The sequence below is a fragment of the Streptomyces lydicus genome (assembly GCF_000717345.1).
In the GTDB taxonomy this organism is placed as follows: domain Bacteria; phylum Actinomycetota; class Actinomycetes; order Streptomycetales; family Streptomycetaceae; genus Streptomyces; species Streptomyces lydicus.
This window is the reverse complement of sequence record NZ_JNZA01000012.1, coordinates 79,473-104,903: the sequence shown is the minus strand read 5'-3', so window position 1 is coordinate 104,903 and position 25,431 is coordinate 79,473. Positions and strand designations below refer to the sequence as shown.

Sequence of the window (25,431 nt, the reverse complement as noted above, 5' to 3'; positions counted from 1 at the left end):
CGCGCATGGCCGCACACTGCGCTCACACGGGGCGCACTGCCCGCCAGGGCCCTGCCGCCGCCCGAAATCCCGGTGCGGTGCGGCGGGCGCCGGACTATCGTCGGCGCCCATGACGCCTTCTCGTAATCGCCCGCCTTTCGATGCGGATGAACGGACGCAGCTCGTGGGTTGGCTCGACATGCAGCGCGCGATCATTCAGTGGAAATGCGAGGGGCTGTCGGAAGCGGACGCCCACCGTGCCGTGCTGCCGTCCTCGCCCCGTATGACGATGGCGGGCCTGGTCTCCCACATGAGGTGGGTCGAACACCTCTGGTTCGAGGTGCTGTTTCTCGGCCGCCCGGCCGTCGGCCCGCTGCTCGACGACGTGACCGAGGACGCCGAGATGGACGTCGACGGGATCCCGCTTCCGCGGCTCCTCGACGAGTACGCGGCGCAGTGTGCGGTATCGAACGAGATCATCGCGGCGCATGCGCTGGAGGACGCGGGCAAGCACCCGGAGTACCGTTCCGCCGCCGCGTCACTGCGGTGGATGCTGCTCCACATGATCGAGGAAACCGCCCGGCACGCCGGGCACATGGACAGCATCCGGGAACTGCTCGACGGGGAAAAGGGCTACTACTGACACTGCCGCAGGAACGTCGCGTTGTCCGGCGTGCGCCGCATCTTCTCCAGCAACGCTTCCAGGTTGGCCGAGCTGTCCCCGCCGTGCAGAGCGCGCCGCAGCCGGCGCGTGGCGGTCAACTCGGCCGGTGAGCAGAGCAGTTCCTCGCGGCGGGTGCCGGACGTCGTGACATGGACCGCCGGGTAGAGCCGCTTGCCCGCGAGCCCGCGGTCGAGGCGCAGCTCCATGTTGCCGGTGCTCTTCAATTCCTCGAAGAAGTAGTCGTCGGCCCGGGAGCCGGTCTCCACCAGGGCCGTGGCGAGGATGGTCAGCGAGCCGCCCTCCTCCGCGAGACGCGCCGCGCCGAACAGCCGCTTGGGGCCGTACAGCGCGGCGGCGTCGACACCGCCGCTCAGGGTCCGGCCGCGGCCGTCCGAGCCGGCGGCGTTGTTGTGCGCCCGGCACAGCCGGGTCAGGGAGTCGAGCAGAATGACCACGTCCTGGCCCTGCTCGACGAGCCGTTTCGCCCGTTCCACGGCCAGGTCGGCCAGCGCGATGTGTTCCTTCGCCGGCCGGTCGAAGGTGGCGGCCAGCACCTCACCGCGTACGCGACGGCGCATGTCCGTGACTTCTTCCGGGCGTTCGTCGATCAGCACCACCATCAGCAGGCATTCCGGGTGGTTCTCGGCGATGGCCGCGGCGAGTTGCTGCAGCAACACCGTCTTTCCGGTCTTGGGCGGGGCGACGATCAGTCCGCGCTGCCCCTTGCCGACGGGCGCGACCAGGTCGACGAGTCGCGGCGTCAGCCCGCCCGTCGGGGTTTCCATGCGCAGACGCTCGCGCGGGTGCAGCGGCGTGAGGTCACGGAAATGCGGTCGGCCGCGGGCTGCTTCCGGCGCACGGCCGTTGACCGATGCGATGCGGGTGAGGGTACGGGGCCGTTCGTACTCGCCGACGACGAAATCGCCTTTGCGCAGGCCGTTCTGGCGGATCAGCGCGGCGGACACCCGGACGTCTCCGGATGCGGCGGGGCACTCCTGCGTCCGCAGCACGCCCCCGCCCTGGCCGGCGTTCGCGACATCCAGCACACCGGAGACGGTGCGGGAGGACGCCGGCGCGGCAACGGGATCCGGGGCCACGGCCGTTGCGGTCGAGCGGTCCTTTTCGATGGTCATGGTGGTCATGGGTGGTTTCCGTGTCCTTTCAGGACGTGGGTTCCTGGAACGTCAGGTGAGGGAAGGAAGCCGGCGGAGAGAAGCCGGGGCGGTGAATGCACGCCCCGCAGGCGGGCAAGGAAGGCCCGCGGCCGGCGAGAGTGGTGAGCGAATTGCGCGGCATGCCCTGCACGGGCCTTGCCTGCGTCATGAAGGAGCGCGAAAGAGAAACGCGCGAAGGGGAGCCAGACAGTAGTGGCGCGCCAGTTACGGCGAACGTACGTACGCTCCACTCGCACTGTACCACTACCACGGCCGGCGAGCTTCGGTCCTATGCTGAGGCGCCATGTTCACACCTCAGGGCCCCACGTTCCGTGAACTCGCCGTCCAGGCGCTGTCCTCCGTCGAGCACGGCTACGACCTGCTCGCGCCGAAATTCGACCACACCCCGTTCCGGACGCCGGACTCGGTACTGGGCCCCGTCGCGCGGGTGCTGCGCGGGCTCGGGCCGTTCGACAGCGGCCTCGACCTGTGCTGCGGCACCGGCGCGGGCATGGACGTGCTGCGGCAGGTGTGCCGGGAGCGGGTCACCGGTGTCGACATCAGCGCGGGGATGCTGACCGTGGGCCGCGCCCGCGCCGAGGCCCGTGAGCGTGGCGGTGACCGCACCGGTGGACCTGTGCCCACCGCCCACGAGGCGCCCGGACGGGCGGCCACGCCGCCGCGCGAGGAGTGGGTGCGGGCCGATGCCCGGGCGCTCCCCTTCGGGCCGGCCTTCGACCTCGCGGTGAGCTTCGGCGCGTTCGGGCACTTCCTGCCCCGTGAGCGGCCGGGGCTGTTCGCGCAGGTCCATTCGGCGCTGCGCCCCGGCGGCCGGTTCGTCTTCCCGATCGCGGCGCCTTCCCGGCCGGGCTCACTCGCGTACGGGACCCTGCTGGCCTTCGACGTGGCGATGCGGGTCCGCAACGCACTGTGGCGTCCACCCTTCGTCATGTACTACCGCGTGTTCCGTCTGGGCGACGTACGGGCGGAGCTGGTGCGAGCCGGGTTCGAGGTGGAGCTGTACGCGCTGCCGGAGCTCGGCCGCCGACCGGACGGGAGCCCCCGCTGCCGCTTGGTGGCGGCCACCAAGGCCCGGTGAGCCGGGTCGCTCGGGGAAAGAAGCCCGTGCGACGGAACCAAGGGCAACGGCCCCTGGACCGGAACTCGTGGCCAGGGGCTCGTGCGGAGCGGCGTGGTACGGGCCGGCAGCTCAGTCGGCCGCCTCGCAGGCCGCGGCCAGGCGTCGCAGGGTCAGCCGCATGCCGGCACGGTTGCGCGCGGCGCGCTGCACGGCCGGCGTGCCGGTGAACACCAGGCCCAGCAGCTCGGCGAGGTGACGGCGCCAGCCGTGGCGCCGGTGGTCGATCCAGTATTCGGTGACCTGCGTGCCGTGCCGGGTCGGCGTCAGCCGGTATCCCCAACGCGCCACGGGCAGGCCGAACGTGGTGACGTCGAAGGCGAACTCCCGGCCGGGGTCGGCGGCGACGACGTGGCAGACGGTGAACCAGACCCACAGGGCTCTGCGGTTGAAGCCCACGAAGCGGTCGCCGCGGGACCACACCCGCCAGACCTCGGGGCTCCACTCGGCCATCCGCCGGCTGTCGGCGAGCGCCGCGTACACGGCGTCCGGCGGGCAGCGCATCTCCAGGGATTCCGTCACGTCCCACTCCCGTGCACGTACGGTCATCGTGTCCCCTCCGGTGACGTGGTGTGGTGCGTGGGCACCGAAGTGCCGCCGGTCCGGGCCGCGGTGACGACCGCCGCGGCATCCCGCACCTGCCGGGCGAGTGCCTCGGTATCGGCGAGGCTGCTGACGTGTCCGCAGCCGGGCCGGACGATGAGGCGGCCGTCGCGGCAGGCGCGGAGGAAGCGCCGCTCGTCGCGGCGGAAGTGGTCGCGTTCGCCGTTCACCAGCCATACGGGGCCCGGGTACGCCGCGAGCGCGGCGAGCGGGTCCATCGCGCTGACGGCCCTGACGATGTCGGGCACGGCCCCGCAGGTCAGGCCGCCGGACACCATGGCGCGGGCCTGGCGTCCCGGGAGGGCGCGGCGGAATGCGAACGCGCTGAGGCGGTTGGCCTCGTGCGGATACCGGGCCGAGGCGCGCGCCGCTCCCCGGTAGACGGCGCCGAGCAGTCCGCGGGGTGTGGCGGTGCAGCCCATCGCGACCAGGCCGAGCACCCGGTCCGGATGGCTGCCGGCCGTCGCCACGGCGACGTAGCCGCCCAGCGACAGGCCGACGACCAGTGCACGGCCGCCGAGCGCGTCGATGGCATCGGTGACGGCCGCCACCGCGCCGGGCAGGGTGAACGGCTCGCCGCGCCGGCTTCCGTGGCCCGGCAGGTCGGGCGCCGCCGTGGGATGGCGCGTTCCGAGGGTGTCGATGACGGGTTGCCACATCGTGCCGCTGACGCGCATGCCGTGCACGAAAACGAGGGGCAGCCCTGTTGTGTCGGTCTTCATGGCCGGCACGCTACCTCAAATGCAACGCAACGTTGCGTTGTTTTTCGATGCTAGTCTCTCCGCATGAACGAGGAGCGAGGGCAGGACGGGACGCGGCGCAGCGGCGGGCCACGGAAGGCGCAGGAGATCTTCGATGCCACGTTGGACCTGCTCGCGACGAAGGGCTACGAGGGCCTGACGATCGAGGGCGTCGCCCAGCGGTCCGGGGTCAACAAGACGACGCTCTACCGGTGGTGGCCCTCCAAGGGGGCGCTGCTGGGGGCCGCGCTCATCGGGACGCGGCGGCTCGGCCTCGAACCGCCCGACACCGGGAGCCTCCAGGGCGACCTGGAGGCGCTGCTGCGGACCGTGGTGACCCTGCTGACCGTCCCGCCCGGTTCAGGAATCGCCGTCGCCACCTTGGGCGCCGTCACCCAGAGCCCCGAACTCGCGGTGCACGTAAGGGAGTTCTTCACCGATCGACTCGCCCGGGAGCGACCCCTCTTCGATCGCGCCGTGGCGCGCGGCGAACTCCCTGCGGACACCGATCCGATGCTCCTGGTGGACCTGCTGGCCGGGGCGGCCTGGCTCCGCGTCGTACTCCGGCAGCTGCCCGTGGAGGGGGACTTCGTTTCCCGCGCGGTGCGCACGGTCCTCAAGGGGGCTTCCACGGGCGCGTGATGCCCTCTTCCCCCTTACACCGGCGCGGAGTTACCGCTTCCCGCCCGGCACCCCCTACCTGACGCCGCCTCCGTTTCGATTGCCCTTAAAGGGACTGTTTCACCATCAACTACAACTTTACCGAATCTTGGTGTAGTTGAATCAGATTTCACTCCAGTCTCAAACGCAACAGCGGCGAATGCAACATTCCGGCGCCCGCCGCGGCACCGCCACGCGCCGCGGGCACCGCCATGCCGTGCGAACGAATCTGGGCGAAGGCACGAGAGGCAACGCAAGATGGCAAAGAGGAAGAACAGCAGAGTGATCCGGCAGGGAAGCCGGCTGATGGCGCTGTCCGCGGCGTCGTTGGGGCTGGTCGCCGCGATGGCCGTACCGGCCGCCGCGGAGGACGGGCCCACGCGGGCGCAGCTGATAGCCGACTGCGCTTCCGGCGAGGGGAAGTGCAGCTTCAACGAGCCGACGCTCGGCAAGGCGTACCTGGGAGACTTCCACCAGGTCTCCGACTCGCTCTACAACTGCAGCACTTCGGACGCCACGCAGTCCATGGGCTGGTCGGACACGGTGGGCTCGACGGACTCCGCGGGCGTGTCGGTCACCGCCGGCGGAAAGATCGCCGGCCTCATCGACCTGAGCGTGACCGCGACGTACAGCCACACATGGTCGAGCTCGCACACCGAGAACAGCTCGCTGGGCATGACGGTGAAGCCCGGCGAGGTGGGCTGGATCTCCCGCGCCCAGGTCATGCAGACCGTCTCGGGCACCTGGCAGACGCATTACGACAGCCCGAAGTGGGGGCACTACTTCTGGTTCGTTCCGGACACCGTCACCGGCCCCGCGCCCAACGGTACGGACGGACGGAGCAATGCGGTGACGGTCAAGTCCCGCAAGATGACGGCCTCGGAGAAGGCTTCCTGCTCATCCGGCGCCAAGAAGGGCCGGTCGTTCGTGGTGCAGCACTGACCTCCGGTGCCGTGACCGGCTGACGAGGCCGGTGGCGCCGAGTCGCCGAGTCGCCGCGAGCGTGTTTCCTGGCCGGTCCCGGGTCCCGGGGCGGGCCGGGAAGCACCCGGCGGGTGAGTACGGGGGTACTCCCGTACGGGGGCCCGCCTCTGCTATTTGACCAGCACCTCCACCGTACGGCCGTCCGGGTCGGTCACGATCTGCCGGCCCGCCGGCCGCGCGGGCCGCGCCGCGGCGGCGTCCTTCGCGCTCACCACGAGCCCCAGCCTGAGGGAGCCCGTCGCGAGACGTGCCGAGGACGCCGGGTACAGCTCAAGGACCACGCCCTCGCCCAGGACGGCTGCGTAGTGCTCGGGCCCCTCGCCGTGCCGCTCCCGTTGGAAGGTGAGGCCGAGGCCGGCGTAGAAGTCACGGCACGCCTCCAGGCGTTCGGTGTAGAGGACGACAAGGCCGATGCACACGAGAAGCTCCTTGGAGGTGGGCCGGGTCCCTTATCTTCGGGCACCGGCGAGGACTTTCGGGGACGGCCGGGAAGGTGGCCACCCGGGGGCGCGCCCGGGGCCGGCCGAGGAGCCCGGGGCCGGGGCTTCCGGGGCTGACGTTTCCGGGGCCGACGGCAGCGCCACATTTGGCCGTCCGTGGCGTTACGGAGACCTGAAGGGCCGTCATTTCGGCCATCTCGCCCGGTTGCCGCTCCGCGTCGACGGGTGCTGTCCCTACAGTCCCGCCATGACGCATGGGCATGACACGACCGGCGGCCGGTGCCGGGGCGTACTCGGTCGATCTCGTGCTCCGGGAGTGCGTGCGTTTCTCCCGGACGGGGCCGGGACGGGAGCGCCCGGACGGCGGAACGCTCGCCGCACGAGGGGGACGGGACCATGACGACCATGGCGGCGCGGGTACCGGGCGAGCAGGGCGCGTCGAAGCCTACGGACGCGGGAGCGGGCGGTGCCGCCGGCGCCGGCGGCACCGTCAAAGTGCTGGTCACCGACCTGGACGGCACCCTGCTCGGCGGTGACGACACGGACCGACGGCGGCTGCGGGCGGCGCTCGACCGCCATCCGGAGGTGACGGTGGTGTTCGCCACCGGCCGCTCACTGCCGTCGGTCGAGCAGATCCTGCGCACCGATCCGCTGGTGCCCCGCCCCCGGTGGATCATCGCGGACGTCGGCGCGAGCGTGATCGACGGGGCCGACCGGAGCCGGGTCACCGCACTGGAGAACCGGCTGCGCCGCGGCTGGCCCGGACAGCGGCGCGTACGGGCCCGGTTGGCGCGCTTTTCCGAGCTCGTCCACCAGGACGGGATCGTGCAGGAGGGCCGCTGCTCGTTCTTCCTCCGTCCCGAGCGGTTCTCCGACGAGATCACCGACGCGGTGCGGGAGCTGGGCTGCGGCTGGACGTATTCGGCGGACCGCTACTTCGACGTCCTGCCGGAGGCGGCGAGCAAGGGCCACGCGCTCGCCCTGCTCGCCCGGGAGCACCAATGGCCCCTGGCATCGGTGCTGGTGGCCGGGGACTCGCTCAACGACCTGTCGCTGTTCGAGCTGGGGGCGCACGGCGTCGTCATGAGCGATGCGGAGCCCGCGCTGCGGGAGCGGGTCGCCGACCGCGACGGCGTCCACCTGGCCGACCGTCCGGGGACGGCCGGCATCCTGGCCGCTTTGGAAAGCCTGGGCTGGGTCGAACGTCCGCGCCCGGTCGTCGTGGGGTACCATCGTCCGCCGGTCCGCTGGGCCGACGGGCAGTGGCGCCAGCCGCTCAGTCCGAACGGCGTACTGCCCACCCTGCAGTGCCTGTTCCGCCCCGGCGGGCCGGACGCGGTCTGGGCCACCGCGCTGGTCGAGGACGGCGATACGCCCCACGAGGGAGCGGCGCGCCCGCTGCACCCGACCGGCTTCCCGCTGGCGTTCCTCCCGGTGGCCGCCGCCGACTGGACCGCGTACTTCCACCGCGCCTGCAAGGAGACGCTGTGGCCGGCGCTGATGTCCCAGCCCGAGCGGATGCGGTTCAGCCCCTCGGCCTGGCGCCACTACGAACGCTTCAACGCCCGGTTCGCCGATCACCTCAGCGCTCACGCGGCGCGCGGCGCCACCGTCTGGCTGCACGACTACAACCTCTGGCTGGTGCCCGGCTTCCTGCGCGCCGCGCGGCCGGATCTGCACCTGGGGCTGTTCCACCACACGCCGTTCCCGCCCCCGGACGCCTTCGCCCGTATCCCCACCGCCGGGCAGTTGAGGGCCTCTCTGCGCTGCCTGGACTGGGCCGGTTTCCACACCGCCGCGTTCGCCGGCCACTTCCGGCAGGTGCTCGGCGGCGACCGTGGGACGCCCCGTACGGGAGTACACCCCCTGGGCATCGACCGGCCGGCCGTCGAGGAGCTGGCCCGCGCGCGGCCCGCCCGGCCCGCGGCGCCGCCGTACCGGCCCGGGTCGTCCCGGCCCGCGCTGGTCCTGTCAGTGGAACGCCTCGACTACGCCAAGGCCCCGCTCCAGAAGGTCCGTGCGGTGGCGGCTCTGCTGGCCCAACGGCCCGAACTGCGGGGGACGTTCACCTTCCGTCTCGTCTGTCCGCCGCCCGAGCCGGGAATCCGCGTCCATGACACCACCCGCGCGGCCCTCGAACGCGCCGTGGCGGAGGTCAACGGCCGCTGGAGCACCGGCGGCTGGGAGCCCGTCGTGCACCTTCCCCGGGCGCTGTCCTTCGGCGAGGTGGTCGACCACTATCTCGCGGCGGACGTGTTCTGGGTGACGTCCTTGCAGGACGGGATGAACCTCACCGCCAAGGAGTTCATCGCCAGTCACGCCGCCACCGGACGGTCCGGGGTGCTGATCCTCTCCCGGCACACCGGAGCGGCCTGCCAACTCGGCGCCGCGGCCCTGCTCACCGACCCGCGTTCCGCCCAGGACCTCGTCGACACCCTGCGCCGTGCGCTGGCGATGTCGCCCGGGGAACGCGCCGCGCACCTGGCCCACTTGGCCAGGCTCCTCGACGACCCACCACCGCTCCGGTGGGCCCAGGAGATCATCGCCGCCATCCGGCGGCCGGCGGTGACGACGCAACCGGAGGAGGCCGGGGCCGTGGTCCACTGATCCGCTCCCGACATTCCGCCGGGACAGACTCCCCGCTCCACGGTGCGCAGGCGTCAACAGCGGGTATCACCACCGGGAATCCGCATTTTGCGCTCCCGGGAGCTGCTCATGAAGCACACCCATCCCCTGCCCGGCGACATCGGACTCACACAAATCTCAGGCGTCTCCGGCCGGTTGATCCGCTTCGGACAGTGGATCAACGGTGACGGTTTCGCCGACTACGAACACGCCTTCCTGGTACTGCCCGACGACCAGATACTGGAGGCCGAACCCGGCGGTGCCCGTATCCGCCCGCTCACCGACTACGGCGGCGCCAACGTGCTCTACGTGTGCCCGGAAGGGCTCACGGAGCGGCAACGCGCCGGCATCTGCACGGCGGCGACCCGCTACGTCGGGGTGCCCTACAGCTTCCTCGACTACGGCGCGATCGCCACGCACCGCTTCCACATCCCCGTGCCGGGGCTGCGGCGCTACATCGCCAACACCCGGCACATGATCTGCTCCCAGCTCGTCGACCAGTGCTATCTGGACGCGGGTGTCCATCTGTTCGCGGACGGCCGCTGGCCGGGCTATGTGACGCCGATGGCGCTGTACCAGCTGCTGGCCCGCTGACACCGGCCGGCAGGCACCACGGCACGTGCCACGACAGTCACCGGCGCGCTCCGGAAGGCCCTCGCTGTGCGTGGGGCCCCAACGGGGCGCGCCATCTGATGTCGCCGTCCTGGCGGTGCCCGGTGGGAGCGAGTCCGGCGGCGGTGGCGACGGCCGCGGACGCGTGATGCCCGGGGTGGATGTGGGCGATGACGTCGTCCACGGGCCGCTTCCGGAGCCAGCCGACCAGTGCGCGGGCGGCTTCCCCGGCGATGCCGCGCCGCTGCCACGGGGACCCCACCACCCAGGCGAGTTCCGCGACCGTTCGCCGGCCTTCGGTGGTCACCGTCGCCTGGACCGTGCCCACGAGGCAGTCCGGGCCGCGGAGTTGGATCACCCAGTTGCACCAGGAGACGGCGGGGTCGGGCGCTCCGGCGACCAGGCGGGTGTAGCGGGAGCGCAGGGCGTCCGGCGTGGCCGGGGTGCCTCCGATGAAGGTGTGCAGGGCGGGGTCGGACAGCACCGCGGCCATCTCGTCGGCGTGCCCGGTCCGCAGCGGGAGCAGGGTCAGCCGGTCGGTGTGGATGATCTCGGCTTCGGTCGTCATGCGGTGCGGTGTCCCCGGTCGTGCGGAAAGCGGAGAGCGGCGCGGGGTGCCGCGGAGGACGCCGGAGCCGCGGGCTTCCGGCCGCTGCTCCGGCGTTCCCGCCCCGGTGGCCGGGTCAGGTTCCGGCCTTGCGGCCGTAGACGTACACGTCGTCGCCGGTCTTCAGCAGGGACCAGTACTTCTTGGCGTCGCCGCTGCGCATGTTGACGCAGCCGTGCGAGCCGGGGGCCGACCAGACGCTGCCGCTGATGGAGTGGAACGCCTGTCCCCCGTCGAAGAACTGGCTGTACGGCATGGCCACGTTGTACAGGTTCGACACGTGGTGCAGATGGCGCCAGTAGATCTTCTTGGCGCCGGTACGGGTCTCGTAGCCGTCCCGGCCGCTGCGGATCGGCACCGGGCCGAAGACGAGCCGCGAACCGTCCTGGATCCAGCTGAGCTGGCGGGTCAGATCGACGCAGGCGATGCGCCCCTTGTTCGTGGGGCACTTGTGGGCCTTGTTCGGGTTGTTGCCTGCGGCCTTCTGCTGTGCGACGAGGCTCATCACGCCCCAGGTGACCGGGCCGGCATAGCCGATGTTGGGGGTGATGCCGTGGCTGGTCTGGAAGGCGCGGATGGCCCGGCAGTCGGACGCCGACTGCCGACCGTCCACCGGCAGACCGAGGAACTTCTCGGCCTGCTTCTGGTACGGGCCGCGGGCCGCCGTGCAGGAGGACGTGGTGGCGGCCTCGGCGGTGGAGCCGAGGGCCACCGTCAGCGGCACGGTCAGCGCCGTGAGGGCGAGTGCCGCGCCCGCTCGGCGGCCGGCGCGGGTCCGCCGCCCTATTCGCAGGTTCAGTCGTCGTTTCATGCACCGTATGACTGTTTGCCCGACCCGTCGGTTGCAGGCGTGACCGACCCGATATCTCTCGTTCGCGGCAGCCGGTGGCGCCGCCGGAGCCGCCTCCCACCATTCGCCACCGGGGCTTGCGACCATGGGCGGGCCGCCGGGGGCTGCCGCGCCCTCCCGCCGCCGTTAAGGAGCCCTGATGACCGCCAGCACGGACCTGCTCGTCGACGCCTTCGGCCGTATCCGGGAGGCCGTGGAGGAGGCCGTGGACGGACTCGACCCCGACGAGATCGCCAGCCGGCCGGCCGAGGAAGCCAACTCCGTGGGCTGGCTGGTCTGGCATCTGACCAGGATCCAGGACGACCACGTCGCGGGGGTGGCCGGAACCGAGCAGGTGTGGACGGCGGACGGCTGGTACGAACGCTTCGGGCTGCCGTTCGCGGCCGACGACACCGGGTACGGCCACTCCCCGGAAGAGGTCGCGGCGGTGCGGGACCTGAGCGCCGAGCTGTTGACCGACTACCACGAGGCCGTCCACGACGCCACGGTGCAGTACCTCGCCGGGGTCGAGGACAAGGACTACAAGCGCGTCGTCGACCGCGCCTGGTCCCCGCCCGTCACCCTGGGCGTCCGGCTTGTCAGCGTCATCGCCGACGATCTTCAGCACGCCGGACAGGCCGCCTACGTGCGCGGGCTGCTCGGCCGCTGAGACGCCGGCCGCCGCCCTCTCATGTCGCGCGCGGCAGGCGGTGCAGGTCGACCGCGGCCAGCCGGCCCCCGCGCACCTCGGCGGTCATGTAGGTGCAGTACGGCTGGCGACGGCGGTCGGTCGGCGAACCGGGGTTGAGCAGGCGCAGCCGGTCGTCGGCCAGGGAGTCCCAGGGGATGTGGCTGTGGCCGAAGACCAGCACGTCCAGCTCGGGGAACCGTTCGGCGCACCGGCGCTCCCGCCCCTGTGCGGGGCCGGTCTCGTGCACCACGCCGAGCCGTACGCCGTCCAGTTCCGCGTACGCCACCTCCGGCAGCCGCGCCCGCAGTTCCGGGCCGTCGTTGTTGCCGTACACCCCGATGAGCCGCTGGACACGGGCCTCCAGCAGGTCGAGGGTGGCGGTGTCGACCCAGTCGCCGGCGTGGACGACGACGTCGGCGCGCGGCAGGTCGTCGAGCAGCTGCGGGGGCAGCGCCTTGGCGCGCTTGGGGAGATGGGTGTCGGAGAGGAGCAGGAGGCGCACAGGGCCGACGGTAGCCGTCCGGGGGGGGCGGGGTGCCACGGCGCGCGGTCAGCGTTCCTGCGCGGTCGGCCGCACGGCGATCTCGTTGATCGCCGCGTGCGCGGGCCGAGTGACCATGAAGATGACGCAGCGGGCGACGTCCTCGGCGCGCAGCCAGGCGTCCTGCGGCAGTCCGTGCGCCGAGGCGGCCTGGCTGCCGCCGACGGTCAGCTCGGTCGCCGTCATGCCCGGTTCGACCAGCCCGACCCGCACGCCCCGGGCGGTCACCTCCTGGCGCAGCGCTTCGCTGAAGGAGCACACCGCGTGCTTGGTGGCCGAGTAGACGCTGTTGTCCTTCCGGGGTACCCGGCCGGCCACCGAGCTGACGTTCACCAGATCGGCGACGCCGCGGGAGCCCTCGCGCGCGGCGCGCAGCAGATGCGGCAGCGCGGCGTGCGACATCCGCAGCACCGCCTTGAGGTTGAGGTCCACCATCCGGTCCCAGTCCGCCGGGTCGCTGTCCAGCGCGGAACCGCGGACGCCGAAGCCCGCGTTGTTCACCAGGACGTCGAGCCGCCCGTAGCGGTCCACGGTCTTCTCGACCACGCGGAGCGGCTGCTCGGTGTCGCTCAGGTCGGCGGGTACCGCGAAGGGCGTGCCGCTCCCCTGCTCGGCGAGCGTCGCCGTGAGGTCCGCGAGCCGGTCGGCGCGCCGGGCCACCAGGGCGACCGAGCAGCCCTCCCGGGCGAGCGCGAGGGCGGTGGCGGCGCCGATGCCGCTGGAGGCGCCGGTGACCAGCGCCACGCTGCCGGCGAGCGGTGCCGCGCCGCCGGCCGGGTCCGCCGGGCGGTCGGGTGCGCCGGGTTCGGTGGCCATCCGGTCACTCCTCACGATCGGCGTCCGGTCAGCCTGCGCCGCACGCCGGGTGCCACCGTGGCGTGCGCTTCTCCCAATGCACCACGGGAGGGTCGGCCTGTCCATTTCGTCCGGAAGCGCCACGGCCACGCGGCCGCCCGCCGCCGCGCGGCGGGATGCCGTGCGACGGCGGGCGGCGCGCCCGGTCGTGCCCCGGGCGGTACGCCGGTCATTGCCCCGGGCGGGGCGGCCGGTCACTGCGTGGCGAGCTCCCTCGGCAGGTGGTGGTGCTGGAGGAAGCTCTGCAGGCTCCGGTCCCAGGTGCGGGCGAAGCCCTGGGCCAGTTCCGAGGTTCCGCGGACCGGAACGGGCAGGTGGAGTTCCGGGGCGAAGCCCATCATGCGGGCAACGGTCCGCCAGAGCCGGGCATCGGTCGTGCGGCCGACGGCGGCGTGGTGCACGGCGAGCAGATGCGCGGCGAGTTCGTCGCCGGCGCCGGCCGCGAAGCGCCACCAGAACAGGGCGCTGTCCCACCTGTCGAGGGTGTAGAGGAGGCAGGCGAAGGTGCGTGCGCCGGCTGCGTCGTAGTCGGCGGCGAAGGCGCCCAGGGTGTCGATGTCCTCGGACCGGAGCACGACGTTGCACAGCCTCCGGGCCTCCGCGAGGACGGCCGCGGCCGGGATCGCGGGGGCGAGGATGGGGGTGGGGCGGCGGCGCCGGCGGCCGCGGGCGGGCGCGGGGCGTACGGGCAGGGGGCGGATGTCGCCCACCGCACCGCGGGTGACAGGTTCGGGGTCCTTTCCCGTCCCGTCGGCGATGCGGGCGGCCAGGCGCCGGGTGAAGGCCACCGGGTCGTGATCGGCGAACTCCCGGTGGAACGCCTCGGCTTGGCGTCGTAGCAGGTCTTCGAGCATCACGCGTCCTCTCCGGTTCCGCAGGAACCGTTCGTCATGATCTCTTTGAGCCGTTGCAGTCCGATGCTGGTGCTGGCCTTCGCGGCACCGGGCGTGGTGCCCAGCCGCTCGGCGATCTGGTCGTACGACAGGCCCGCCAGGTGGCGCAGGCGTACGGAGTTGGCCTGCAGGGGCGCGGTGGACTCCAGCGCGTCCAGCGCGAGGTCGAGTGCTTCGCAACTGCGCAGCTCCTGGAGGTAGGCGGTGTCGGGCGGGTCGGCGTAGGGCTGCACGCGGCTGTTGCGGATCTCGCGGCGGTAGAAGTCGGAGACGACGCCGTTGAGGATGGTGTACGTCATGGCCTTCGGATTGACGTGGGCGAGGATGCGCTCCCACTTGGCGTACATGCGCCGGCCGGCCTCCAGGGTGGCCTCTTCCGCGTCCCGGCGATCGCGGAGGCGGGAGGCGGCGACGGCGAGCAGGGCTTTCTGTTCCCGCTGGAAGAAGACCTCGAAGTCCAGCGGCAGGTCGGTCGGACTGGCCAGGGGGGACTGCTCGTTCACCGGCCCTCCTCGCAGCCACGGCCCGTCGTCGGCGCCGTTGGCGAGGACGGAACGGCGGCGTCCGGAAAGTCGGCACGGCGGGCGCCGGCCTGGAGGACGGCGCCGCGCGGCAGCGGTACGACGGCGAGACGGGCGGTGGCACGGTGCTCGGCACGGGCCTGCGAGGCGGTGCGCACCACGCGCCGGACAAGGGCGTCGAGTCCTGTGGCGGTCAACCGGTAGACGCCGACCAGTGCCAGCGCGTACCAGGGCCATGAATGCCGCAAGTGCTCCACGAGCCCTCCCTTCTTGAGAGTTGCTGCCCCCGCGTCGTTGCGGAGGCCGGAACGCGGACGGCGTTCCTGCCCCTCTCACCGATGGGAGGGGCCCTCAGGGTTAATCAGGCTGCATACATAATCAGCACAAAGTGATCGATCAATTGCACACTGTGCTTCCGACCTGCACTTTCCTTTTCAGAGAGTGATCAACGCCACATTGACGGACGGTTTAATCACCGGTAACTCCCGTTCGAAAAACGGGGGTTCGCCCTCGCAACGAAGGCGACGGGGTGTCAGCAGCGCACGGTGCGCGGTCACGGCACGGACGACCGGCCACGGCCGGGAACGCCCCCGGCCCGGACGAACCGTTGCACTGCCCGGAGGCCCGTGCGCGGTGCATGCGGACCTGCGCAGCGCATGCATCAAGCGCCCCGGATGCGCTCGGCGGACACCCCCGCCACGGGTGAGTGATCGCCCCGCACCGGGCCGGCATGCACCCGCGGGGTGCCGGGTGCGCCCCCGCCGGTCGCAGCGGGCGCGCCACCGGCAGGCATGCCCGCGCTCCGGGAACAAGGGGGCAGGCCGGGCCGCGGCGGCGCTCCCGCGCGCTCTGCCGATGCGATCTCGGTGCGTGGTTGTCTCGTCCCGGTCGATTTCATGACGTCACCCGGAAATCGCGGTAGGGCACTGCTCGAACGCGATTTCCGAGAGGGCGTCACGTTTCCTGAATAGCCGCCAGGGAACTGCGCGGCGAGCGACGGGAGCACACGCATGGAATTTCCTCAGGTATCGGAATCGAGTGCCCGCAGCGAATTCCGGGGGTACGGGGTCCGGGGCCTCACGGCGGCCGCCGTACTGCTGGCGGCCGGCGCGCTGAACGTGGCCGCCGAGCAGCCGGCCGAGGCCGTGACGAGCGGCACCTGGGACCGGCTGGCCGGATGCGAGAGCGGAGGGAACTGGCGGATCGATACCGGGAACGGCTTCTCCGGGGGACTGCAGCTGGCCCACTCCACCTGGCACTCGTTCGGCGGCCGGGCGTACGGGGCGCGAGCCGCGCACGCCAGCCGGTCACAGCAGATCCGCGTGGCGGAGCGGGTGTTGGCACGGCAGGGCTGGCACGCGTGGCCGGCCTGCTCGGCCCGGCTCGGGCTCAACGGCATCCCCCGGCACACCGCCCCCCGGGCCGCCGCTCCGCGTCCGGCCCCGCACCGGCACTCCCCCGCACCGGACCGTGAGCGGCTGCGGCACCCGCAGTTCCACGAGAAGCGGTACAAGGCACCCCGCCACCGGAGCGCCGGCGGCACGATCGTCGTGAACGCCGGGGACACCGTGAGCGGAATCGCCAGCGCCCACGGATTCCGCTGGCAGGATTTCTACCGGGCCAACCGCAAGTTGATCGGCGGAAATCCTGACCTGATTTTCCCCGGCACGCGACTGGCCGTACCACGCACCGACGGAAACTGAATGCCGGAGTGACGCCGGCCGCGCATCCGAGGGAATTCCCGGGCATTGCGTGAACGAGGGGTAGCAGGCCGTCCGTGGCGCCGCGGACGGCCTGCCCGCATGCCTCACGCGGGGGCGCGGCGCCTAGGCCGTCGCGTACACGCGGGTCGCGAACTCCGCGATCTGCCGGTCGCTCAGGTTCTTGGCAAGGTTGGCCTCGGTGATCATGCCGACCAGGCGGTGGCCGTTCTTCACGTCGATCACCGGCAGGCGCTTGATGTGGTGGTTCTCCATCGTTTCCAGAACATCCGCGGCGTCCGCCTCGGCGTCGATCCAGTGCAGTTCCCCGCCCAGGGAACCGGCCTGGACGGTCGCCGGATCCACACCTTCGGCACAGCAGGTGATGACGATGTCGCGATCGGTGATCAGCCCCATGAGCTTGTTGTTGTCACCGCAAATGGGGAGGGCTCCCACATCGAGATCGCGCATCATCCTGGCCGCGTCCTGAAGCGATTCATGGGCACCCACGCAGCGCACTCCGCCGGTCATGATGTCGCGGGCTTGCAGTTTGCCGGCCATGGTTCCTCCCATATCAGGAGCGTTGTTGCCTCGCCTTCGATGACATCACGAATGGGTCCACGACGCTTCCCGAGACCCACCCGGACCAGCCATGTTCGACGACCGCCGGACCCGGCGCGGCCCGCGGGCGTAGGGTCGGCCACCGTGATGGCGAATCCCTTCTTCGAGCCGAGCGATCTGCCCTACGCGCTGCCGCCCTTCGCACGGATCCGGCACGAGCACTATCTGCCGGCTTTCGAGCGCGGGATGGCCGAGCAGCGGGAGGAGATCGCGGCGATCGGCAGCCGTACCGCGCCCCCCACGTTCGAGAACACCGTGGAGGCGCTGGAGCGCAGCGGCGCGGTGCTGGGCCGGGTGAGCCGGGTGTTCTTCAACAAGGCCGGGTCGGACACCGACGACGCGCTCCAGGCGCTGGAGGCGGAACTCGCTCCCCGGCTGGCCGCGCACGACGACGCGCTGCTGCTCGACCCGGCGCTGTTCGCCCGGCTCGACGCGCTGTACGAGGCGCGCGAGGACCTCGCCCTCGACCCGGAGCAGGTACGGGTGCTGGAACGGCACCACACCTTGCGGGTGCGGGCCGGGGCCCGGCTCGCACCCGACCAGCAGCGGCGGCTGCGCGAGCTGAACGCCGAGATCGCCGCGCGGTGCGCCGAGTTCCGGCGGAACCTGCGCGCCGCCACGGCGGAGGCCGCGCTGGTGCTGGAGCGCGCCGAGGAACTGGCCGGACTGCCGAGCGACCAGGTGGCGGCGGCCGCCGAGAACGCGCGGGCGCTCGGCCGCCCCGACGGGTTCGTGCTGAGTCTGAAGAACTTCACCAGCCAGACCGAGCTCGCCACGCTCGACGATCCCGCGCTGCGCGAGCGGCTGCTCGCCGCGTCGCTCGGGCGGGGCACGGAGTGCAACGGCCCGGTCGCCGTCGCGCTGGCGCGGCTGCGCGCCGAGCGTGCCGCGCTGCTCGGGTACCCCAGCCATGCCGCCTGGGAGGTCGCCGACCGCACCGCGGGCACGACCGAGGCCGTGGAGGAGATGTTCGGCCGGCTGGCCGGCCCCGCCGTCGCCAACGCCGTGCGCGAGGGAGCGGTTCTGTCGAAGGCGGCGGGCGTCGCGGAGATCGGCGCGGCCGACTGGCAGTACTACGCCGAGCGGGTCCGCAAGGAGCGCTTCGACCTCGACGCGGCCGCGCTGCGGCCGTACCTGGAGCTGGAGACCGTCCTGCGCGACGGGGTCTTCCACGCCGCCAACCTCGTCTACGGGCTCACCTTCACCGAGCGGCCCGACCTGGTGGCGTACCACCCGGACGCCCGGGTCTTCGAGGTGTGCGAGGAGGACGGCAGCGCGCTCGGCCTCTATATCGGCGACTTCCACGCCCGGCCGTCCAAGCGCGGCGGCGCCTGGGAGAACGAGCTGGTGCAGCAGTCGCATCTGCTCGGCCACCGGCCGGTGGTGGTCAACAACCTGAACGTCGCCCGGCCGCCTGCGGGCGAGCCGGTCCTGCTGACCTGGCGCGAGGTCGGCACGCTGTTCCACGAGTTCGGGCATGCGCTGCACGCCCTGTTCTCGGACGTCCGCTATCCGCTGCTGGCCGGCACCCAGGTGCCGCGCGATTTCGTGGAATTCCCCTCCCAGGTCAACGAGATGTGGGCGGAGCAGCCCGAGATCCTCGCGCACTACGCGCGGCACCACGTCACCGGTGAGCCGATGCCCCCGGACCTGCCGGGCAGGCTGCGCGAGGCGGAGAGCTTCGGGGCCGGCTTCCGGGTGGTGGAGCACCAGGCCGCCGCCGTACTGGACTGGTCCTGGCACTCGCTGCCCGCGGACGGCGACCTGCCGGACGAGGGGGACGCCGAGGCGTTCGAGGCCGCCGCGCTGGAGCGGTGGGGCCTCGCCCTGCCCGCGATCCCGCCGCGCTACCGCACCGGCTACTTCGCCCACGTCTTCGGCGGCGGCTACGCGGCCGGGTACTACGGCTACCGGTGGGCGGAGGTCCTGGACGCCGACACCGTGCGGTGGTTCCGCGAGAACGGCCGGACGGTCCGCGAGAGCGGGGAGATCTTCCGCCGGGAGCTGCTCGGCCGGGGCGGCAGCGTCGACCCCATGGCGGCGTTCCGCGCGGTGGTGGGCCACGATCCGGAGCTCGGTCCGCTGCTCGCCCGGCACGGCCTCGACGGCTGAGGCCGGGCGGCCGCCCCCCCTGGCTAGCAGGCGACGAACCGGTCCTGCGGCTCGCCGTGGAGGCGCCCGGCCGGCAGCTTGCGGCCGAAGGCGACCAGCAGCAGGTCCGCTCCGGCGCCGGTCAGCGGGGTGCCGGTGCCGAAGGACCAGTCGAGGTCGGTGGCACGGAGCTGGATGCCGGCGAGGTCGGCGCCGAAGAAGCGGGCGGACCTGGCGGTGACGTGGTCCAGGAGGACGCGCAGCCGGTCCTCGGGGACGCGGCGGTCGTGGCCGAGCGCCACGGTGATGTCGAGGCCGTGGACCACGTCGTGGCCGAGCGCGGAGGCGAGCCCGCCGACCGGTGGCGTCCACGGGTGGTGGGCGTTGTCCCGGAGGAAAGCGGCGAGTTGGCGCGGTGACGCGGCGGCGGCGTCCCTGCGGGCGAGCCGGTCGGTCATCCTGTGCAGGCTGCCGCCCGCCCGGACGAGTTCGGCGGCCACCTTGGGGAACGAGTAGCGGAAGCCCATCGACATATGGGCCGCCACCTCCCGCACCCGCCAGCCCGCGCAGAGCGTCGGGGCGTCCCACTGCTCGTCGGGGAGGCCGTCCAACAGGTCGGCCAGTTCCCGGCGTTCGGCCGCGATCACCGTTGTGAGGTCCATGGCTCCCATGATCTTGTCCCCGTTGCCATAAGTCCAAGAGCGGGTTGTTCTCCTCCCCAGAAGCCATGGTTATGGGCGCGTCTAGAATCCCCGTCATGGAACTCCGGCAACTGCGGTACTTCGTCACGGTGGTGGAGGAGGCGAGCTTCACCCGTGCCGCGGCCCGGCTGCATCTGGCCCAGCCGGGGGTGAGCGCCCAGATCCGGCAGCTGGAACGGGAGCTCGGCCAGTCGTTGCTGGACCGCTCCGGCCGCTCGGTGACGGTGACGGAGGTGGGCGAGGCCGTGCTCGCGTACGCCCGGACCGCGCTCGCCGCCGTCGAGGGAATCCGGCAGACCGTGGACGAGTTCACCGGACTGCTCCGCGGCCGGGTCGCGCTCGGGCTGGTCTCGGGGGCGTCCATCGGGGCCTTCGACGTGCCCGCCCTGCTGGCCGATTTCCACGACGACCACCCCCGGGTGGAGATCTCGCTCACCGAGGACACCTCGGAGCGGATGCTCGCCGCGCTGTGCGACGGCGCGCTCGACATCGCCGTGATCGGTCTGGCGGAGGAGGAGCCCCTGCCGGGCGTCTCACTGCAGATCCTGATCGACGTACCGCTCGTCGCCGCGGTCGCACCGGATGATCCCCTGCTCGCTCCCCCGGGCCGCACGAGCGTTCCGCTGGCCGCGCTCGGCGACCGCCCGCTGATCAGCCTGCCGCGCGGGACCGGCCTGCGCGGGGTGCTCGAACGCGCCTGTGCCCAGGCCGGCATCCGGCCCCGGATCGCCTTCGAGGCGGCCGCCCCGCCGGTCCTCGCGCAGCTCGCCGCGCGCGGTCTGGGCGTCGCGGTGCTACCGGCGCTTCCGGAGGAGGCGGCGGCCGGCCTCGGGCTGCGGACGCTGACGCTCACCGGGCCGGAGCCGCGCGGCCGGATCGCGCTGGCGTGGCGGACGGAGGGGCCGGCCGGCCCGGCGGCCAGGGCGCTGCTCGACCGGCTGCGGGCCGCGCTTCCCGCGCCGGGTGGCCGCGGGCCGCGGGGTCACCAGGCCGCGGGGGCGTAGTCCTTCAGGAAGCAGCCGTGGAGGTCCTCGCCGAGTTCGCCGCGGACGATCGGGTCGTAGACCCGGGCGGCGCCGTCGACCAGGTCGAGCGGGGCGTGGAAGCCGTCCTCGGCCAGCCGCATCTTCTCGGGGTGCGGGCGCTCGTCGGTGATCCAGCCGGTGTCCACGGCGGTCATCAGGATGCCGTCCGTCTCCAGCATCTCGCGGGCGCTGGTGCGGGTCAGCATGTTGAGGGCGGCCTTGGCCATGTTGGTGTGCGGGTGGCCGGCGCCCTTGTAGCCGCGGCTGAACTGGCCCTCCATCGCGGAGACGTTCACCACGTACTTACGGCGCGCTGCGGACGCGGCCATGGCCGGGCGCAACTTGCTGACCAGCAGGAACGGCGCGGTCATATTGCACAGCTGGACCTCCAGGAGCTCGACCGGGTCGACCTCGTCGACCTTCTGGATCCAGCTGTTGGTCGCGTGCAGGTCCGGGACCAGCCCGCCGGCGTCGATCGCGGTACCCGCCTCGATCCGGGCCGGCGAGGCGGACCCCGTGGTCAGGGCGAGCGCGGTGACATCCTCGGCGCTGAGCGCCCCGCCGGCGGCGGTCGTGGCGGCGGGCAGGGCCGGGGCTCCGCTGCCGAAGTGGCCGAGGACGAGGGAGGCGGGCAGTTCGCCGGCGGGCAGCGGCGCGGACTCGGCGGCCAGCAGCTGGCCGTACGCCTCGGGTGAGCGACGGACGGTCTGCGCGGCGTTGTTGATCAGGATGTCGAGCGGGCCTTCCGCGCTCACCGAGTCGGCGAGGGCGAGGACCTGGGCCGGGTCCCGCAGGTCGATTCCGACGATCTTCAGCCGGTGCAGCCACTCCGGGCTGTCCGGCATCGCCGTGAAGCGGCGGATCGCGTCGTGGGGGAAGCGGGTGGTGATGGTGGTGTGCGCGCCGTCGCGCAGCAGCCGGAGCGCGATATACATGCCGATCTTCGCCCGGCCGCCGGTGAGCAGCGCCCGCCTCCCCGTGAGGTCGGTGCGGGCGTCGCGGCGGGCCCGGTTCTCCTTGGCGCAGGTCCGGCACAGCTGGTGGTAGAAGGCGTCGACCTCGGTGTAGCGGCTCTTGCAGACGTAGCAGGACCGGGGGCGCTGGAGGATCCCGGCGATCTCGGAGGTCGCGGAGCTGGTGAGGGCCCGGCCCTGGGTCTCGTCGTCGATCCGGTCGGCCGCCCCGGTGGCAGTCGCCTCGGTCACGGCCTTGTCGTTGGCGGTCTTCGCGGCCCGGCGTTCGTGCCGCCTGCGCGCCTTGACCTTGCGGTAGATGCCGGCGGTGGCGCGCCGTATGGTGACCGCGTCGGGGTGGTCGAGCGGCAGCGCGTCCAGCTCTTCGAGCACGCTCAGGCAGACCGCCATCCGCTCCGAGTCGATACCCGTGCCCTCGGCCCGGCCTGTTTCGGTCACCGTCATCGCCGCTGCCGCTTTCCTGGTTTCGTGCCCGTCGCACTGTCGTACGAGCTTCGGCGGAACTGTACGTAAACGGTGGCGGGTCAGCCAAACCGGGGCGGGGCCCGGTGCTCTCCGCACCGGGCCCCGCCGCCTGCTGTGGCAACCGCCGTCAGTCCACCGCGTCGTGGCGGAGTTCGAGGTCGAACTCGGTCCGCCCCTCGGCGCCGAGGTGCAGCGGGGTGGCCACCGGCGGGTAGCCGCTGGCGATCAGCGTGTACGCGCCGCTGTCGAGGTCGGTGAAGACGTACGCGCCGTCCTGGCCGCTGGTGGCGGTGCCGACCACGTTGCCCGCCGGGTCCAGCAGGGTCACCCGGGCGTCGTCCACCGGCCCGCCGTCCGTGGTGCGGACGGTGCCCTGCACCTGGGCGCCGAACGTCAGCCGGACCTCGTACCAGTTCCGGCTGCCGGACGTGACCTCCACCTGGAGGGCGGAGGGGCGGTGCTGCGCGGCGCTGACGGCCAGGGTGTAGCTGCCCGGGGTCAGTTCCGCGAAGGCGAAGCTGCCGTCCTGGCCCGCCACGCCGGACGCGACGACCTCGCCGCGGATGTCGGTGGCCACGACGAGCGCGCCGGGCACCGGATCGTCGCCCTTCTCCTCACGGACCTCACCGGCCAGGCCGGCCGCGCCGCTGAGGGTCAGGTTGTGGGTGAGCGGCTCCTCGCCCACGACGACGGTCATCGCCTGCGGCTGCCGGGCCCCGGCGGAGCCGATCAGCACGTAGGTGCCGGGTCCGGTGGTGGGCAGGGCGAAAGCGCCGTCGGCCGTGGTCGAGGTCCGGCCGAGCTGCCGGCCGCCGACGCTGATCAGGGTGACGGCGGCGTCCGCGACGGGCCGGCCGGAGCCGTCCCGGACGGTGCCCCGGACGGCGGGGCCGGTCGCCGCGGCCGGCGCGCTCGCCGGGGTCTTGGTGAGGTCGGGTGCCGGGTCGGTGGCCGGCGCAGCGGCCGGTGCGTCCTGCGCCGCGGGGGTCCGTTCGCCGTCGGCGGCGCCGGCCGTGCCGTCCGCCTCGGCCTCCGCCTGCGCGCGGGCCTGGAGCCCGGAGATCTGCCGCAGCGGCACCTCCTTGATGAACCACATCAGCAGGAAGGCCAGGGCGACGACGATCGCGCCCATCAGGAAGACGGTGTGCATCGAGTCGGCGAAGCCGCGCTTGAACGGCTCGGCGAGCCGCGGGTCGAGGTGCTGGATGAACGAGGAGTCGCTGAGCACGCCGGAGGAACTGCCGTTTCCGGTGTGCTTGAGCATGTCCAGTACGGGCTTGTTGGCCGGGTCGCGCAGGACCGCGGGGTCGTGCAGCGCGGCCTGGAAGCGCTCGGTGGACGCCGCGCTCCGGAACGCCGAGGAGATCTTGTCCCCGACGGTGCTGAAGAGCACGGACAGGAAGATGGCGGTGCCGGCGGTGGCGCCCATCTGCCGGAAGAAGGTGGAGGAGGCGGTGGCCACGCCCATGTCCCGCGGCGGCACGGCGTTCTGCACGGCCAGCACCAGGGTCTGCATACAGCCGCCCAGGCCGAGGCCGAAGACCAGCATGTAGACCATGGTCTGCCACAGCGGGGTGTCCCACTGCACGCGGAAGTGGAAGAGCAGCATCGCCGCGATCATCAGTGCGGTGCCGATGATCGGGAAGATCTTGTAGCGGCCGGTCTTGGCGGTGATCTGGCCCGACGCGATCGAGGCGATCATCATGCCCGCCATCAGCGGGAGCATCTCCAGGCCCGACTTGGTGGGGCTGGCGCCCTTCACGATCTGGAGGTACTGCGGGATCATCAGCATCCCGCCGAACATGCCCATGCCGATCAGCACGGACAGCAGGCTGGTCTTGCTGAAGGTGCCGTTGCGGAACAGCCGCATCGGAATCAGCGCGTCGTCGCCGATCCACCGCTCGACGAAGATCCAGGCGATGATGCCGACGGCGCCGATCGCGTAACAGGCGATCGAACGGGAGGAGTCCCAGCCCCACTCCCGGCCCTGCTCGGCGACGAGCAGCAGCGGTACGACGCCGAGCGAGATGGTCAGCGCGCCCCACCAGTCGATGCGGTGGTCGCGCCGGGTGTGCGGGATGTTGAGGACCTTGGCGACGACGAACAGCGCGATGATGCCGATCGGGACGTTGACCAGGAACACCCAGCGCCAGCCGGTGATGCCCAGCAGGTGGGCCTGTCCGGCCAGGGCCCCGCCGATCAGCGGCCCGGCCACGCTGGAGGTGGCGAAGGTGCCCAGCATGTAGCCCTGGTAGCGGGCGCGTTCGCGGGGCGGGACGATGTCACCGATGATCGCCAGCGCGAGGGACATCAGACCGCCGGCGCCCAGGCCCTGGACCGCGCGGAACGCGGCGAGTTCGGTCATCGAGGTGGAGAAGGTGCACAGCACCGAGCCCGCGACGAAGATGCTGATCGCGGCGAGGTAGTAGGGCTTGCGGCCGTGCAGGTCGGACAGCTTGCCGTACAGCGGGGTGGCGATCGTCGAGGTGATCAGGTAGGCGGTGGTCGCCCACGCCTGCTGGCTGAGGCCGTGCAGGTCGTCGGCGATGGTCCGGATCGAGGTGCTGACGATGGTCTGGTCGAGCGCGGCCAGGAACATGCCCAGCATCAGGCCGCTGAGGATGGTGAGGATCTGACGGTGGCTCAGGGTTCCTGGTGCGGGTATCGCCTTGGCTTCCGCCCCGGGCGGAGAGGTGGCGGTGCTCATGTACGTGACTCTCCCTGCTCCACGGCGGCACCCTGGTCTCCCCCGGGACCCAGCCGTGTGTGTTGTCGTTCTGCCATGTCCTCGTTGAGGCGGCCCAGCAATCGGATCAGGTCGGCCCGGTCCTGGGGCGACCACGGTTCGAGGAGGGCGGCCAGTTCGGTGTCGCGCTGGCGGCGGTAGTGCTCGAAGGCGGCACGGCCGGCCTCGGTCGCGGTCAGCAGCGACCCGCGACGGTCCTCCGGGTCGGGGCGGCGCGCGACCAGGCCCCGTTCGACCAGCGAACGCACCTGCCGGCTGACGGTGGACAGGTCGAGGAACGCGTCGGCCGCCAGATCGGTGGCCCGCTTGTCCCCGCCGACCACCAGCCGGGCCAGCAGCACCCGGTCGGCGGCGCCTCCGTCGGTCTTGGCGCGCTGTTTCCACGCCGCGATCAGCCGGGAGAAGCGGACGATCTCCGTCCCCAGCCCGGCGGCCGCCTCCTGAAGCCCGGACGAGGCGGTGACCTGCGGGACCGCCCGGCCACAGTCCGGGGCCGTGCCCATACTCATCGTGATGATCCTTCGCGGTGCGGTCTCGTCCGCCGAATACCTTGCTTGCTTGTACCTAGCAAG

At 72.2% G+C, this 25,431-nt stretch carries 26 protein-coding genes; 10 read left to right on the top strand and 16 right to left on the bottom strand.

All coding sequences use genetic code 11. From position 1 onward, the window contains the following. Positions 1-109: 109 nt before the first annotated feature. Entirely contained in the window at positions 110-622 is a 513-nt protein-coding gene (locus OO62_RS13030) for a DinB family protein (RefSeq protein ID WP_033267507.1), read from the top strand. Here OO62_RS13030 and rho read toward each other — a convergent pair. Further along, positions 616-1,785 (bottom strand): transcription termination factor Rho, encoded by a 1,170-nt coding sequence (rho, locus tag OO62_RS13025; protein WP_033267506.1) that lies wholly within the window; start codon positions 1,783-1,785, stop codon positions 616-618. The genes OO62_RS13030 and rho overlap by 7 nt on opposite strands. Positions 1,786-2,101: 316 nt before the next feature. On the opposite strand from rho, the gene OO62_RS13020 reads away from it, so the two are divergent. Beyond that, a complete protein-coding gene (locus OO62_RS13020) occupies positions 2,102-2,896 on the top strand; it encodes a class I SAM-dependent methyltransferase (RefSeq protein ID WP_033267505.1) in 795 nt (264 codons plus the stop codon). A gap of 111 nt (positions 2,897-3,007) precedes the next feature. On the opposite strand, the gene OO62_RS13015 is transcribed toward OO62_RS13020, so the two are convergent. Together OO62_RS13015 and OO62_RS13010 are read right to left on the bottom strand one after the other, a co-directional pair. Further along, positions 3,008-3,484 carry an SRPBCC family protein gene (locus OO62_RS13015; RefSeq protein ID WP_033267504.1) on the bottom strand — a complete coding sequence of 159 codons (477 nt, stop codon included), beginning with the start codon at positions 3,482-3,484 and terminating at the stop codon, positions 3,008-3,010. Beyond that, entirely contained in the window at positions 3,481-4,260 is a 780-nt protein-coding gene (locus OO62_RS13010; protein WP_051733086.1) for an alpha/beta fold hydrolase, read from the bottom strand. The genes OO62_RS13015 and OO62_RS13010 overlap by 4 nt, the downstream gene beginning before the upstream one ends. A gap of 63 nt (positions 4,261-4,323) precedes the next feature. Between OO62_RS13010 and OO62_RS13005 the strand changes: the two genes are divergently transcribed. Continuing rightward, positions 4,324-4,920 (top strand): TetR/AcrR family transcriptional regulator, encoded by a 597-nt coding sequence (locus OO62_RS13005; RefSeq protein ID WP_033267503.1) that lies wholly within the window; start codon positions 4,324-4,326, stop codon positions 4,918-4,920. Positions 4,921-5,220: 300 nt separating this feature from the next. Next, positions 5,221-5,880 (top strand): hypothetical protein, encoded by a 660-nt coding sequence (locus tag OO62_RS13000; RefSeq protein ID WP_078617144.1) that lies wholly within the window; start codon positions 5,221-5,223, stop codon positions 5,878-5,880. A gap of 152 nt (positions 5,881-6,032) precedes the next feature. Here OO62_RS13000 and OO62_RS12995 read toward each other — a convergent pair whose 3' ends face one another. Next, positions 6,033-6,341, bottom strand: coding sequence for a VOC family protein (locus OO62_RS12995; RefSeq protein ID WP_033267501.1), 309 nt, complete (start codon positions 6,339-6,341; stop codon positions 6,033-6,035). Between the two features lie 417 nt (positions 6,342-6,758). Here OO62_RS12995 and OO62_RS12990 point away from each other — a divergent pair, with 417 nt between their 5' ends. Together OO62_RS12990 and OO62_RS12985 are read left to right on the top strand one after the other, a co-directional pair. Then, positions 6,759-8,969, top strand: a complete 2,211-nt coding sequence (locus OO62_RS12990; RefSeq protein ID WP_248782277.1) for an HAD-IIB family hydrolase — start codon at positions 6,759-6,761, stop codon at positions 8,967-8,969. 108 nt (positions 8,970-9,077) lie between these two features. Beyond that, positions 9,078-9,581, top strand: a complete 504-nt coding sequence (locus tag OO62_RS12985) for a C40 family peptidase (protein WP_033267703.1) — start codon at positions 9,078-9,080, stop codon at positions 9,579-9,581. A 37-nt stretch (positions 9,582-9,618) separates the two neighbouring features. On the opposite strand, the gene OO62_RS12980 is transcribed toward OO62_RS12985, so the two are convergent. Further along, positions 9,619-10,167: a GNAT family N-acetyltransferase gene (locus OO62_RS12980; RefSeq protein ID WP_051733083.1), complete on the bottom strand. Its 549-nt coding sequence runs from the start codon at positions 10,165-10,167 to the stop codon at positions 9,619-9,621. A gap of 115 nt (positions 10,168-10,282) precedes the next feature. Further along, the gene (locus OO62_RS12975) at positions 10,283-11,017 is read right to left on the bottom strand and encodes a L,D-transpeptidase family protein (protein ID WP_051733081.1); all 735 of its coding nucleotides are present in this window, start codon (positions 11,015-11,017) and stop codon (positions 10,283-10,285) included. Positions 11,018-11,195: 178 nt separating this feature from the next. On the opposite strand from OO62_RS12975, the gene OO62_RS12970 reads away from it, so the two are divergent. After that, positions 11,196-11,705, top strand: a complete 510-nt coding sequence (locus OO62_RS12970; RefSeq protein WP_033267500.1) for a mycothiol transferase — start codon at positions 11,196-11,198, stop codon at positions 11,703-11,705. Positions 11,706-11,724: 19 nt separating this feature from the next. Here OO62_RS12970 and OO62_RS12965 read toward each other — a convergent pair whose 3' ends face one another. The 5 genes from OO62_RS12965 to OO62_RS36945 form a co-directional block, all read right to left on the bottom strand. Next, entirely contained in the window at positions 11,725-12,228 is a 504-nt protein-coding gene (locus tag OO62_RS12965; RefSeq protein ID WP_033267499.1) for a metallophosphoesterase family protein, read from the bottom strand. A 48-nt stretch (positions 12,229-12,276) separates the two neighbouring features. Next, a complete protein-coding gene (locus tag OO62_RS12960) occupies positions 12,277-13,083 on the bottom strand; it encodes an SDR family oxidoreductase (RefSeq protein ID WP_051733079.1) in 807 nt (268 codons plus the stop codon). 233 nt (positions 13,084-13,316) lie between these two features. Next, entirely contained in the window at positions 13,317-13,976 is a 660-nt protein-coding gene (locus tag OO62_RS12955; RefSeq protein WP_234386238.1) for a hypothetical protein, read from the bottom strand. Beyond that, positions 13,976-14,518 (bottom strand): RNA polymerase sigma factor, encoded by a 543-nt coding sequence (locus tag OO62_RS12950; protein WP_051733077.1) that lies wholly within the window; start codon positions 14,516-14,518, stop codon positions 13,976-13,978. Before OO62_RS12950 ends, OO62_RS12955 begins: the two co-directional genes overlap by 1 nt. Beyond that, the gene (locus OO62_RS36945; RefSeq protein WP_051733074.1) at positions 14,515-14,793 is read right to left on the bottom strand and encodes a hypothetical protein; all 279 of its coding nucleotides are present in this window, start codon (positions 14,791-14,793) and stop codon (positions 14,515-14,517) included. Before OO62_RS36945 ends, OO62_RS12950 begins: the two co-directional genes overlap by 4 nt. 753 nt (positions 14,794-15,546) lie before the next feature. Here OO62_RS36945 and OO62_RS41310 point away from each other — a divergent pair. Then, positions 15,547-16,239 (top strand): LysM peptidoglycan-binding domain-containing protein, encoded by a 693-nt coding sequence (locus OO62_RS41310; RefSeq protein WP_033267497.1) that lies wholly within the window; start codon positions 15,547-15,549, stop codon positions 16,237-16,239. A 123-nt stretch (positions 16,240-16,362) separates the two neighbouring features. Here OO62_RS41310 and OO62_RS12935 read toward each other — a convergent pair whose 3' ends face one another. After that, the gene (locus OO62_RS12935) at positions 16,363-16,797 is read right to left on the bottom strand and encodes a CBS domain-containing protein (protein ID WP_033267496.1); all 435 of its coding nucleotides are present in this window, start codon (positions 16,795-16,797) and stop codon (positions 16,363-16,365) included. A gap of 147 nt (positions 16,798-16,944) precedes the next feature. On the opposite strand from OO62_RS12935, the gene OO62_RS12930 reads away from it, so the two are divergent. Further along, on the top strand, positions 16,945-18,969 hold the full coding sequence (locus tag OO62_RS12930) for a M3 family metallopeptidase (RefSeq protein ID WP_033267697.1): 2,025 nt from the start codon (positions 16,945-16,947) through the stop codon (positions 18,967-18,969). A 23-nt stretch (positions 18,970-18,992) separates the two neighbouring features. Here the strand turns inward: OO62_RS12930 and OO62_RS12925 are convergent, their stop codons facing one another. After that, on the bottom strand, positions 18,993-19,610 hold the full coding sequence (locus tag OO62_RS12925; RefSeq protein WP_033267495.1) for a maleylpyruvate isomerase family mycothiol-dependent enzyme: 618 nt from the start codon (positions 19,608-19,610) through the stop codon (positions 18,993-18,995). 95 nt (positions 19,611-19,705) lie between these two features. Between OO62_RS12925 and OO62_RS12920 the strand changes: the two genes are divergently transcribed. After that, positions 19,706-20,653, top strand: coding sequence for a LysR family transcriptional regulator (locus OO62_RS12920; RefSeq protein ID WP_033267494.1), 948 nt, complete (start codon positions 19,706-19,708; stop codon positions 20,651-20,653). Here OO62_RS12920 and OO62_RS12915 read toward each other — a convergent pair. The 3 genes from OO62_RS12915 to OO62_RS12905 all read right to left on the bottom strand — a co-directional run bounded on the left by OO62_RS12915 (position 20,632) and on the right by OO62_RS12905 (position 25,368). Further along, on the bottom strand, positions 20,632-22,092 hold the full coding sequence (locus OO62_RS12915) for an SDR family oxidoreductase (protein ID WP_033267493.1): 1,461 nt from the start codon (positions 22,090-22,092) through the stop codon (positions 20,632-20,634). The genes OO62_RS12920 and OO62_RS12915 overlap by 22 nt on opposite strands. Positions 22,093-22,240: 148 nt before the next feature. Next, a complete protein-coding gene (locus OO62_RS12910) occupies positions 22,241-24,820 on the bottom strand; it encodes an MFS transporter (protein ID WP_033267492.1) in 2,580 nt (859 codons plus the stop codon). Next, positions 24,817-25,368 carry a MarR family winged helix-turn-helix transcriptional regulator gene (locus OO62_RS12905; protein ID WP_033267491.1) on the bottom strand — a complete coding sequence of 184 codons (552 nt, stop codon included), beginning with the start codon at positions 25,366-25,368 and terminating at the stop codon, positions 24,817-24,819. The genes OO62_RS12910 and OO62_RS12905 overlap by 4 nt, the downstream gene beginning before the upstream one ends. Between the last annotated feature and the right edge of the window lie 63 nt (positions 25,369-25,431).